Annotated in this window: 10 protein-coding genes; 6 read left to right on the top strand and 4 right to left on the bottom strand. The window is 61.6% G+C overall.

Translation table 11 applies throughout. From position 1 onward, the window contains the following. Positions 1-1,050 carry a DUF4238 domain-containing protein gene (locus OHL12_RS14930; protein WP_263414614.1) on the bottom strand — a complete coding sequence of 350 codons (1,050 nt, stop codon included), beginning with the start codon at positions 1,048-1,050 and terminating at the stop codon, positions 1-3. A 920-nt stretch (positions 1,051-1,970) separates the two neighbouring features. Between OHL12_RS14930 and OHL12_RS14925 the strand changes: the two genes are divergently transcribed. From OHL12_RS14925 to OHL12_RS14915, 3 genes are all read left to right on the top strand, one after another. Next, positions 1,971-2,345 (top strand): acyl carrier protein, encoded by a 375-nt coding sequence (locus OHL12_RS14925; protein WP_263414613.1) that lies wholly within the window; start codon positions 1,971-1,973, stop codon positions 2,343-2,345. A gap of 300 nt (positions 2,346-2,645) precedes the next feature. After that, entirely contained in the window at positions 2,646-3,380 is a 735-nt protein-coding gene (locus OHL12_RS14920; RefSeq protein ID WP_263414612.1) for an energy transducer TonB, read from the top strand. A gap of 172 nt (positions 3,381-3,552) precedes the next feature. Beyond that, positions 3,553-4,146, top strand: a complete 594-nt coding sequence (locus tag OHL12_RS14915; protein WP_263414611.1) for an energy transducer TonB — start codon at positions 3,553-3,555, stop codon at positions 4,144-4,146. Between the two features lie 27 nt (positions 4,147-4,173). Here OHL12_RS14915 and OHL12_RS14910 read toward each other — a convergent pair whose 3' ends face one another. Continuing rightward, positions 4,174-5,526: a glycosyltransferase family 87 protein gene (locus OHL12_RS14910; protein WP_263414610.1), complete on the bottom strand. Its 1,353-nt coding sequence runs from the start codon at positions 5,524-5,526 to the stop codon at positions 4,174-4,176. Positions 5,527-5,858: 332 nt separating this feature from the next. On the opposite strand from OHL12_RS14910, the gene OHL12_RS14905 reads away from it, so the two are divergent. Next, positions 5,859-6,620 (top strand): hypothetical protein, encoded by a 762-nt coding sequence (locus OHL12_RS14905; RefSeq protein WP_263414609.1) that lies wholly within the window; start codon positions 5,859-5,861, stop codon positions 6,618-6,620. 79 nt (positions 6,621-6,699) lie between these two features. Here OHL12_RS14905 and OHL12_RS14900 read toward each other — a convergent pair whose 3' ends face one another. Then, complete coding sequence (locus OHL12_RS14900; protein WP_263414608.1) at positions 6,700-7,098, bottom strand: hypothetical protein; 399 nt, start codon at positions 7,096-7,098, stop codon at positions 6,700-6,702. Between the two features lie 148 nt (positions 7,099-7,246). On the opposite strand from OHL12_RS14900, the gene OHL12_RS14895 reads away from it, so the two are divergent. Next, complete coding sequence (locus OHL12_RS14895) at positions 7,247-8,959, top strand: MFS transporter (RefSeq protein ID WP_263414607.1); 1,713 nt, start codon at positions 7,247-7,249, stop codon at positions 8,957-8,959. 84 nt (positions 8,960-9,043) lie between these two features. Beyond that, positions 9,044-10,165 (top strand): alpha/beta hydrolase, encoded by a 1,122-nt coding sequence (locus OHL12_RS14890; RefSeq protein WP_263414606.1) that lies wholly within the window; start codon positions 9,044-9,046, stop codon positions 10,163-10,165. Between the two features lie 105 nt (positions 10,166-10,270). Here the strand turns inward: OHL12_RS14890 and OHL12_RS14885 are convergent, their stop codons facing one another. Continuing rightward, entirely contained in the window at positions 10,271-11,485 is a 1,215-nt protein-coding gene (locus OHL12_RS14885) for a glycosyltransferase family 4 protein (protein WP_263414605.1), read from the bottom strand. Positions 11,486-11,532: the final 47 nt, after the last annotated feature.

Below are 11,532 nucleotides of genomic sequence, written 5' to 3'. Positions count from 1 at the left end.
TCATCGATTTAGATCGCCGAGCGTCTGTGCCTCATCCCAATTCGCAAAATCCAACTCCTCTCGCGTCGCTTTTTCAAAGTTCACTTGCCGGGGCCTAATTGCCTCTACGTAGTCAAGTGGCCGCAATGCAAGAATGCTGCGCATTGCTCCCGCTACCATCGTGCGATTTACCTCTCGGAGCTTTTCGGTCGTGAGTACAAAGTCTCGTGAGATTCGGGGCTGGCCAACCTGAGTAAATAACAGACAATGTGGACTGAGAGGCATGTAAAGCACAGCTCCAGGCTGATACCACCCCGCTCCAAACTCCCAACTCTTCGGCCCCACCTTGTGGATGTTTACGGCAGGCCTGTCGCTTGTTACAAACATTTCGCCAGCGGGCGCACGGAGTACGGTCCACTTATGATCTGCGAGTCCTCTCGCTATTCCATTCGCGGCTAATTGTCGCTTCAGCTCTACGAGCCACGCTCTACGGCCGATAACAGAGTTGAAGCGCAACCTAATCTGATTTTCATCGGGCTTACTTTCATCGATGACGGTCAGAGGAATGCCGAGCTCTGTTAGGAACTGCTTTTCCACCTCTCTCAGCACCTCAGGTGGCGGAGGAGACGAAGGGAACATCTGTTTGAGAGCCTCGGTATAAGATTCGGTGGCTTGCTTCATATTTGAAGACCACCAATTGCGAGTATGTATGTAGTGTGCCGGGGTTCGAAGTAGCTGCAGTCCAAAAAACCATGCGAGCTTGCGCCAATGATCTGGGGTCATACAATCACCGCAAACCGCCCTCTGTATTGCCTCCTCAGCAGGTGCCTCAAACTGACTGTCGAAAAACTTCTCGAGGTGATCGCTCCTATCGATAACGCCGTCGGCATCTTCATCAACGAAGCTATACAAATGCTTTAGCCTTGCTAATTTCCGAATTGCCACTGGATTCCAAATCGGAACTTTCTCATGTTTCACGACAGTTCTGTATTCGAAGACCTTTATGCCATCTTCAGAGAAACGCTTTAGGTATAACTCAGGGACGAAGTGATTGAGAGCTCGAAACGTCATGTCGAGATCCTGAACCTCCACTGCATTAAACCAGACAGGGCAGAGTGCCCCATGTCCGGATTTTCGGACATGGGCTTCGAAGCTCCATACCACCTACATCTCAAACGACCCATCTTCACTCAGATCAAGGCTCGGAATCGACGGCTTCCACCGAGGCTCCTCACGGGCCCACTTCGAATCCACACCAACCCGGCCGGTCTCTCCGAGTGCATAGTTCCGGTAACTCGACCAGAACCAATCCTCAGGCTCAACGACCAAACCACGCCGGGTGCCGGGTGCCCCATGTCCGGATTTTCGGACATGGGTTCGGTACTCCGATTTCGCCCTACATCTCAAACGAGCCACCATCGCCCGATTTAATCTCTGGAGTTGCAGGCTTCCATCGAGGCTCCTCACGGGCCCACTTCGAATCCACACCAACCCGGCCGGTCTTTCCGAACGCATAGTTCCGGTAACTCGACCAGCGCCAATCTTCAGGCTTCACGACCAAACCACGCTTGATCGGGTTTCGATGGATATACCGGAGCACCTCAACCATGTCGTCGTGCGTGCAAAGGTTCCGGTCGTAGTACCGCTTCTGCAAAAAGGTCGTTTCTTTTGCCGCAGGGTCACCGAAAGCTTGTACATCTTGATCGCGTCCCCTAACACGCCCACCTCGGGTTCATCCACCAGCAGATGCACATGCTCCGGCATAAACACACCCGACCACATTCATTCTGTAGCGAACTCGCACCCGCTCCAGCGCCTCTTCGGCAAGAGCGAAAGCGTCGTGTAGGAAGGGGAGCTCTGCCAGCAACTGAATGTAAGGAAGTGCAGGTCTCTCTTACGTGTCACCGCACTAAGCCTCGAGTCATGCCCTCCACCTAGCGCGTCCGCAACGGACGTGGGGCACACACCTTCACCTGCTACCCTGCACGTGAATGGGCCTAGACACCATCGAGATCATCCTGCGTACGGAGGAGGTGTTCGGCATCTCGCTGCCGGACAGCGATTGCGCGCAGGTGAGAACCGTGGGCGACCTCTACCGACTCGTGCTCGACAAACTTGGACTTGGTTATATCCCGACCAAGCAGATTGAGCCGTCAACGGTCGTCTTCTCTCGCTTTCGCTCATCCACGCGGCGCATGTTCCACAAGACAATCGAATTTCCCATTGAGCCTGATCCAGCAGTGGTGCCGTGGACTGCGCCTGAAGTCTGGCTGACCCTGAAAGCAGTCATTCAGGATCACCTTCAAGTCCAACCCCACGAGATCACCGAGGACGTGACCTTCCTTGAAGGACTCGGCTGCGACTAGCACTTCGATTCCGCTATGCCCGAAACCTGTCAAGCGTCACCTCATCCAAGTCTTTCAATCCGAACAAGATAGAGTTGGCGCCCTATTTACCCCGATCAACTAAAATAGAAGCAGAGCCCAGAGCCAGCCATCCCGGCTGGCTTTTCTGATTTTGGCGCGGAACCTGAATGGAAAGAAGAACTTACACCTAAGTTCTTCTGCGAGAAGAACTTAGAACAGTAGGGGGAGGGGGGAACAACAGCAATCCTTACGGTGTCTAGAACTTAGCCTCACCTGCTCTCGCAGAATTGAGTCTGCATCGTGTTTGAAACCGCGCTGGTCGAGTCCGCCGGCAAGCTGAAGTCGAAGTCCAGGTACTGGATGTTTGCCACGCTCGCCTTCAACCTCCTCATCCTCACCGCCCTCATCCTCATCCCTCTGCTGCACCCGGAAGCGCTGCCCCGAACCGCGCTCACCGCAACCCTGATCGCCCCGCCGCCACCACCCGCCGCCCCGCCACCAGCACCGGTGCAGGCCGTGCGAGCAGCCAAAACCATCGCACCGCTGAACCCAATGGTCGCGCCGCCCAAGATCCCAACCAGGATCAGCACCGACCGCGAGCCGCCACCACCCACATTCGCAACCTCCGGCATCGTGGGCTCAACCACGGGCGGCGGCAGCGGCTCCGACGGCGGCGTCATGAGCGCTCTGAACACCGCCAGCGTCCCCGTCGCGGTCACGCCTGTCACTCCGAAGCCGAAGCCGGCCCGCATCCCGATCTCGGCGGGCGTCGCCGCCGGTGCGCTGCTGAACAAGACAACGCCTGCCTACCCGGCAATCGCAAAGGCCGCACACGTCTCCGGATCGGTTGTGCTGCGCGCAATCATCTCCAAGGCAGGCACCAGCGAGGGCCTGCAGGTCGTCTCCGGTCCAGAAATGCTGCGCGCCAGCGCACTGGACGCCGTCCGCCAGTGGCGCTACCACCCCTACCTGCTGAACGGTGAACCCACCGAGGTGGAGACGACCGTCACGGTCAACTTCACCTTCGGCGGTTGAGCCATTCCCGATTCACGCGGAGCCTCCACGACGCCTGCCATCACGGCTGGCTTCGCTTCGGGTCACTGGTCGGTTGAATCACCTGTAAGAGGTCGATCCGAAGCCTCTGGCAAGATTTCACCAATGCAATACCAGATCGTCAGATACTTGTCCCATCTGGAGGTGTGCAGCAATGCAACAGCCGCGCGGAATGATTCTCTCCCTTGCAGCGCACCTCAGCGCGGCCGCGCTATTGTTGGTCACCATCCAGCACGCCCCGTCGATCGCGCCCTACAAACTTCCGGGCACCGCATCCGGTCTGCACCTGCTCACGTATTACAGCCCCGGCTCCGCGGCGGACCAGCGCGCGCAGACGACGCGGCCCGTGGAAGCGAAGAAGCCGAACGTGACTAAGCCCAGGCCACCCATCCCAACGACGAAGCCCAGCACCGACCAGACCAGCGCGGAGAAAGGCACCGGCTCCAGCCAGCTTAGCGGGCTGGGCCAGGGCGACATCTCTATCGCGCTCGTTCGCTTCTACCCGTCGCCGCAGCCGGACCTCAGCACCCTCTCTCCCGGGCAGCAGGGCGACGTTGTTCTGGAAGCGGTGATTGACGAAGCGGGGAAGATCTCCAAGCTGACACTAATGGAAGGCCTCACCCCGGCAATTGACCAGGAGGTCCTCGCCAAGGTCCAGACCTGGACTTTCCAACCAGCCAAACGCAACGGCACGCCCGTTCAAAGCGCGCAGGAACTGCACTTCCACTACGAGCGCGCCCGCGGCTGAGACAGCTAGGGGTGCAAGGAGTGTACGTCAGCCTGAACTCCGCGCATGGTCGAAAGCTCGCGCCTGCGTGCTCAGCAGCACCATGGCCCCCATCGCAATTAGGCCTGCATCGAACTGAGCCCGCAGAATCGAAAACGAACTTGCCTGGTTAGCGATAGCCCGGTAGGCCACCGGATACACGTTCAGGACGAAGATGGCAGCGGCACACGCCAGGTACAGCGGCGCGCGCTGCGCCCTTCTCTGGTCCAGCAGCAACGCCGCCGGCACCAGCAGAACGATGTAGTAGTGGCTCCATGCGATGGGTGCCAGCAGCGTAGCTGCCAGCATCGCCAGCACGGCCCCGTATGGCGGCGGTTCCGACTCGCCGTGCGGTCGCAAAGCAATGAGGCCGTTGCGACGATCCAGCCATCCACCCAGCACGGTGATGCCCACGCTCAACAGCAGGGAGATCCATTTGACCCATGGCGCCAGCGCGTGGATGCGCCAGTCGATCACCTCGTTCCGCAGCTCGGGATGCATGACCGTGGCAAGGAAAGCGGCGAGCGACTGGTTGTTGAACGCGACCAGCAGCACGTTCGACACCCACGACAACTCCTGCAGGTACATAAAAAACATCGACGGCCCGGTAGTCACCACGATCAGTATCGTGAGCACCGCTGAAGCCGCCACAAAGCTCACCGCCGCCCTGCGCTGCCGGACCATCAGCCAGTACAGCAGCAGGAAAGCGGGCGTGATCTTTACAGCGGCGGCAACGGCCAGGCAGATGCCCGCCCACACTGGGAAGCCGCGGCGCGCCAGAACCAGCGCGAGCACCGTGAGGAAGAGGTAGAGCGGGTGCGTCTGGGTCAGGAACAGAGCGTATTTGAACGGCTCGGTCAGGATCCAGGCCACGCACAGCAACGCGACCCAGCCGGGGTGGAACAGGCTTGGTGCCCAGTAGCGCACCACCAGCCAGATCATGCCCGCAAGCGAGAGCATCACCAGAACCAGGAACACGTCGCAGAACTGCGGGAACGTCGTGTGCATGCACAGGGGTTCCAGCGACCATGCCCAGAGCGGCGTTTGAACATAGGGATGAAGCCGTGAAAGGGGTGCAAACTGCGCCCTGTCCGCCGTTTCGTTCCAAACGGGGTCAAGGACTTTGCTGAAGACCTGGGGATCGTGGCTATACAGATGAGAGCCCTGTCCTTCGGCCAGCAGGCGGCAGCCCACATAGGACGAAGACAGGTCTTCGCCAATGGCCGTGTAGTGCAGGTGCCGCACCACCCCGAAGAGCGTGAAGAGAAGCAACACGAGTGCTACCTGAAGCTCGCGGCTCCGCTTTACCTTGGGAGATACGGCTGAACCTGCGAGATGCTGCTGACCATTGTTGACTGTCATGCTTTGTTACGCCCGCGGGTAGGTTCGTTTCGAGACGCGTGCGGCCACGGAAGTCCACCAGCTCTCATCGTCGCCTCCGGGGCGAGTTGACCGGGCTTGGGTCTTGCGGCTGCGCGCGGAACCATCTGGGGATTCTCGCACACCGAACCATACAGTTGGGATGCTTTGGCGCAGCGGGAGCGCGCGTTGCTAATTGGAGCTCAATCACGTTGCGACACGATGAGAGCGGTACCGCCCGACATTAGAACCCGCTAAGCCGCGCTGGAAGTCTTCGTGCATACCACGGAAGTGCTATGCGAATCCTCCCCAGCGAACCTACCCCCCATTTCGTTGTGCGCGAAGTTCAGGAGCACCTCACCACCTCCAGCTTCGATTCGGATCCGTCTCTCACCAGCATCCTGTCGCTGCTTCGGTTTATGGCGAACCGGATGGCCACCGACCCCGGGCGGCTCCTGCGGCCGCTGACGGACGTGGCGCGGCACCTGTGCGGCGCGGACGCCGCCGGCATCTGCATGGAGCGTGATGGAGAGCTGGTTCCGGCGGACTGCCTGCCCGTGGTCGTCGCGTCTGGCACCTGCGAGGCGCTATCTGGTGTCGACGTGCCACGTGCGCAGAGCGCCTGCGCGGTGGCGATTGCGGACGACCGCCCGAAACTGTTCCAGGTGCCCAACAGTTGGCTTCCGGCGGGATCCGGCGGCGAAAGCTTTGCCCACGGGATCACCGCGCCGTGGTCCGCGGGCAAGCTTCGGGGAACGCTTTGGATCCTGAACCACAGCGACGCGGGGATCATCGGCGTGTCGAAGTACAGAACGCTGCTGGTGCTTGCCACCCTGGTTGGAAGCGCATTTCTCAACCTGTCGGAACAGGAGAGCTGGCACCATGAAGTGTTTGTCAGCACCTCGCAGGCGCTGCTGGACACGCTGCTGGAACAGGTTCAGCTCCCTCTGTACGAGGTTCAGCAGCATCTGGAAGCAGGCATCCGCGCGTGTCGCAGTGGCGGAAGCGAGCACCTGCGGCAGGCTTCCGCGGAGCTCCAGGCCGTGTCGCATCGGATCGATTCCCTGCTGGCGATGCAAGCGCGCCCGATCCAATAAGGCCGGAGCGGACGCGGCGGGCTGGGCAGCCTTGGCCGCCTTACGCGCGGGTTCGAGGTCTGGCTTAAGGTAACGAAGGTCAGACCGGTCGGCGGATCCCGGCGAGGCGCCGAGACTCCAGCCGGATGAGACCAGCCGACGGCGTGAACGCCATCACGCGGCGCGAGGCTTTGGCCTCGTGCAGGGGCTGCTGCAGCCAGACGACCTGATCGGCCTGTAGAACCCCTCCGCAGAAGTGCTCGCGGCCGTTCTCGTCGCAGGCCTGGTACGGTGTGGGCCGGCTCACCCAATAGGGGAAATGGAAGTTCGTCGGTGGATGAACCCGGTCCACGTTCCCGTGCAACACAGGCCGTTCAAGCCGTGGCTGCGATCCAAAGTTACTGCCGCTTGCCCGTTCGCGAAGAACGTTCCGGTCTCTCGCTATCTGCTCCGGCGTGTTGTGCATGGCTCCCGCGCTCCCAGCAAGAACATGGAACATAGATCGATGCTTTGTCCCTGGTGTTTTCCCCAGGTGCGGGCATGGCGTCGCAGGATGGCAGACCTGCTTCGTCAATAGGCAGCGCGCACTTCTCGCGCCTTTGCGGGGCTGGGCTGACCCGTAGGAGCCGGTTGCTACCCTGTGAGTGGTGAACTCTTCCGATCAGACCGTGGAGCAGGGGCAGAGTTCCGCTGCAATCTCGCCGAATCCATCCGCTCCGGAGGCAACGCCGTCTGTTTCACCCGCCACGACGCGGGCCAGCGGTTTCGCTCCGCTGCGGTATCCGCTTTTTCGCGATCGCTGGATCGCGTCCACCGTGTCAAACCTAGGCACGTGGATGCAGGACACCAGCGGCACGTGGCTGATGACCGCGCTCACGGGATCGCCACTGCTGATCGCGCTGATGCAAACCGCGGCAAGCGCTCCAGTGCTGTTGCTCGGCATCTTTGCCGGAGCGACCGCCGACATCTTTGACCGGCGCCGCCTGCTGCTGTTCTGGCAGGCATGGCAAATGGCCGCGGTGGCGCTGCTGGCGGTACTTGCCTTCACGGGCGTAATTGGTCCGGTGTGGTTGTTGCTGCTCACGTTCCTGATGAATATCGGGTCGGCGATGAACAATCCTGCCTGGCAGGCGATTGTGCCGGAGCTGATTCCGCGTAGCGAACTGCCGAATGCGGTGGCGCTGGCCAGCGCCAGCAACAACCTGGCGCGTGCGGTGGGTCCGGCGCTCGGCGGCCTGCTGATGGCAGCCTTCATCCACGAAACGACCGGGGCTGGGTGGACCTTTGCCTTGAACGCGGCCTCGTTCGCGGCGGTGATCTGGGTGCTGTACGTGTGGAAGCGGCAGCCGCTGTTCCGGTCGGCGCTGCCAGCGGAACGGCTGATGGGATCGGTGGAAACAGGCTTCCGGTTCCTGCGCTACTCGCCGGTGCTGCAGGCGACGTTTGTTCGCGCGTTTCTGTTCACGTTTTCAGTGGCCGCGGTCTGGTCGCTGCTAGCGGTGGTTGCGCACCGTCACCTGGGGCAGGGCGCGCTGGGCTACGGCATTTTGAACGGATCCATGGGGCTGGGCGCGGTGCTTGCGGCGTTTCTGCTGCCCAGGGTGCGGGCACGATTCACCTATGACCAGATTCTTGCGGCATCCAGCGCGCAGTACATCAGCACGCTGCTGGTGCTGGCCTTCGCGCGCACCACCTGGCCTATCATCCTGTTTCTGATTGCAGGCGGCTTTGCGTGGGTGTGCACCATGAGCTCGCTAAACGTGAGTGTGCAGTTGAACGCGCCGGGGTGGGTGCAGGCGCGCGCTCTCGGCATGTACCAGATGGTGTTCCAGGGCGGGCTGGCGATCGGTTCGGTGGTGTGGGGTTACGTTGCCGAACATTCGTCGGTGAAGGTTGCCATGTGCGCCAGCGCTGCCACGATGGCCGTATCGCTGCCGCTGACCTTGCGCCTGCACGTGATGCGTGGCACGGTTCCGGACCTGTCGCCCTACCAGTGGAAGCGGCCGGTGCCGCACCTGGAGCTGGAGCCGCAGCCGGAGGATGGGCCGGTGCGCATCCTGGTGGATTACTCCGTGCCCACCGAGCGCTACAACGAGTTCGTGCACGCGATTCACCAGTTGCGCGACGTTCGGCTGCGGTCGGGCGCGATCCGGTGGGGCGTCTTCCGCGACGGCAACGACCCGGAGCGGCTGGAAGAAAGCTTCGTGATGGAAAGCTGGCTGGAGTACCTGCGCAGCCGCGAGCGCATGACCACCGCCGATGCCACGCTCCTGCAGACTGTGCGCTCGATGCACAAAGGCGACGAGTCGCCACGTGTCACACACCAGGTGTACGCCAAAGAAGTGCAAGCCGCGTCCTGATCGCGCCACTCGTGGAGCGAGGGCTCCCGTACGCTGCGCACGAGGCCTGCTCGGTACTCGTATACTTCGCGAACGAGAGGTTTCATGATCCGTTTGCGCCGTGTGCTTCCTTGGGTGTCGCTGTGTTTTGCCGCGGTGGTGCAGGCCCAGGCGCCTGCTCCGGCAGCAGCGCCGTCTACGCCACCAGCGCGCCAACCACATGCGGCGGGGTACGTGCAGGCACGCGATCTGCCCGACGGTACATTCCCCTCTCCGCGCGTGGATGGCAATTTCATCATCGGTCCGACGCACCCTGCCGCGCCGGAGATGAAGCCCGGGCCGGCGGTTCCACGCGGCACGGTGCAGGAGTTCACCATGAACTCGGCCGACAGCAAGTTCTACCCCGGCATTGCGCGCGAGCCGGGAACGTTTGGCAAGCCAAATCCTTCTGATCCGGCCAAGCTGGTGGTGACGACGAGTCACCCCGCGCCGTACACGCGCAGCGTCACGGTGTATCTGCCGGCGAACTACAAGCCTGGTACGGAACTGCCGTGGATCGTGACCGCGGACGGCCCGGACCGCCTCTTATTTCCCGCGCTGGACTCGCTCATCGCGCAGCACCGCATTCCCGCCGTCGCCGCCGTTTCGATCCAGAACGGCGGTGGAGACGCGCAGGGCAGCGAGCGCGGCCTGGAGTACGACACCATGAGCGGGAAGTACGCCGAGTTCATTGAGCACGAGGTCGTGCCCGAGGTGGAGAAGCGCTTCCACGTGCGATTGACTCGCGATCCGAATGGTCGGGTGACCATGGGGAACAGCTCCGGCGGGGCGGCCGCGCTGATCATGGCGTGGTATCACCCGGAGTGGTACCACCGCGTGCTCAGCTACTCCGGCACATGGATCAACCAGCAGTGGCCGAGCAATCCGCGAACGCCCCACGGCGCCTGGGCCTTCCCCGAACACCTGATTGCGGACACGCCGCGCAAGCCTATCCGCATCTGGATGGAGGTTGGCGATCGCGACCTGCTGAACCCGAACGCGATGCGCGACGGCATGCACGACTGGGTTCTGGCCAACGAAAATCTAGCGCGCGCCCTGGCTGCAAAGGGCTACCACTACCAGTTCGTGTTTGCACAGAACGCCGTCCACGTGGACCGGGCCGTGCGCGAACAGACGCTGCCCGAAGCGCTGGAATACGTGTGGCAGGGCTACGCACCGCGGCATTGAAGCTTCTCAGCTCAGCGAAATCGGGTCGCGGCCGTGCTTCTACGCGATGCACCGTCTTCACTGATCACTAAGGTGGCGGAAGCGGATCGTGAGTCCGCTAGCCGTCTAGCTTCGAACGGCAACTAGCTTTTCGTACAGTGCCAGCGTCTGTTCGGCGATGGCACTCCAACTGAATTTGGCTTCTACGCGTTTGCGGCCGGCTTCGCCGAAGCGCTTGGCCTTGTCAGGATCCGCCAGCAGATCGTTCAGCTTGGCTGCAAGGTCCTTCGCAAACTGTTCCGGATGCTCCGGGAAGCTGGTCGTCGGGTCCTGCGCAAACGGAACCAGGTAGCCGGTTTCGTCATCGACCACCACCTCAAGAATGCCGCCCGTGGCGCTGGCCACCACGGGCGCGCGGCAGGCCATCGCTTCCAGGTTGATGATGCCGAACGGCTCGTACACGCTGGGGCAGCAGAACACGGCGCAGTTGCTGTAAAGCTGGATCGCCTCCTGCTTCGCGACCATGGCTTCGATCCATGTCACGCGCGGATTGATGCTTTTCGCCTTGGCGACCAGCTCCCGCATCTCCTGCGCAATCTCCGGTGTATCGGGCGCGCCGGCGCACAGGACGACCTGCGTGTCCTTGGGCAGGTACTGGATCGCATCGACCAGGTGCGTGACTCCCTTTTGCCGGGTGATGCGGCCCACAAACAGCACGTAGGGCACATCCGGATCGACGCCGTGCTTGATCAGCGCATCCTTGGCCTCGGTCTTCTGGTACTCGTCCAGATCGATGCCGTTGTAGATCACGTGAATGCGCTCAGGGTGAATCTCCGGATACGCCTTCAGGATGTCTTTCTTGGTGCCTTCGCTCACAGCGATCACGGCATCCGCGTCCAGGATCGCGGTGCGCTCCATCCAACTGCTCATGGCATAGCCGGTGCCCAGTTGCTCGGCCTTCCAGGCGCGCAGCGGTTCCAAGGAATGGGTCGTGAGCACAAAGGGAATGTTGTAGAGCTTGCGCGCCAGAAAGCCCGCCATGCTCACGTACCAGGTATGCGTGTGGACGACGTCGATGCCTTCCAGCGCCTTCACCTGGGTCAGATTCAGGCTCAGCGCTTCGAGCGCGGCTTTGAACTTGCCTTCGGTGCCTTCCGTGATCTCGCTCCACGGCTGCTGACCATGCACATTCGGATTCGTTTCGGGCGACTCCTGCTCGCCCCAGCAGTACACCTCGACCTCTGCGCGTTTCGCGAGCTCGCGGCTCAGGTACTCCACGTGGACACCGGCACCGCCGTACACATGGGGCGGATACTCGCGAGTCATGATGCCGATACGCATGGGTGTGCTCCTTTGGGCCGCTGCATGGTTCTGGGCGCGTGCTCATG

The sequence above is a fragment of the Terriglobus aquaticus genome, assembly GCF_025685415.1.
Taxonomy (GTDB): domain Bacteria; phylum Acidobacteriota; class Terriglobia; order Terriglobales; family Acidobacteriaceae; genus Terriglobus; species Terriglobus aquaticus.
The sequence above is the reverse complement of the archived record's forward strand: the minus strand, read 5'-3'. Positions and strand labels throughout refer to the sequence as shown.

Excerpts from the sequence above, each read along its gene's own strand:
- OHL12_RS14885 (WP_263414605.1), bottom strand. The coding sequence starts at position 11,485 with ATGCGTATCGGCATCATGACTCGCGAGTATCCGCCCCATGTGTACGGC.
- OHL12_RS14910 (WP_263414610.1), bottom strand. The coding sequence starts at position 5,526 with ATGACAGTCAACAATGGTCAGCAGCATCTCGCAGGTTCAGCCGTATCT.
- OHL12_RS14890 (WP_263414606.1), top strand. The coding sequence starts at position 9,044 with ATGATCCGTTTGCGCCGTGTGCTTCCTTGGGTGTCGCTGTGTTTTGCC.
- OHL12_RS14900 (WP_263414608.1), bottom strand. The coding sequence starts at position 7,098 with ATGTTCCATGTTCTTGCTGGGAGCGCGGGAGCCATGCACAACACGCCG.
- OHL12_RS14925 (WP_263414613.1), top strand. The coding sequence starts at position 1,971 with ATGGGCCTAGACACCATCGAGATCATCCTGCGTACGGAGGAGGTGTTC.
- OHL12_RS14930 (WP_263414614.1), bottom strand. The coding sequence starts at position 1,050 with ATGACGTTTCGAGCTCTCAATCACTTCGTCCCTGAGTTATACCTAAAG.
- OHL12_RS14915 (WP_263414611.1), top strand. The coding sequence starts at position 3,553 with ATGCAACAGCCGCGCGGAATGATTCTCTCCCTTGCAGCGCACCTCAGC.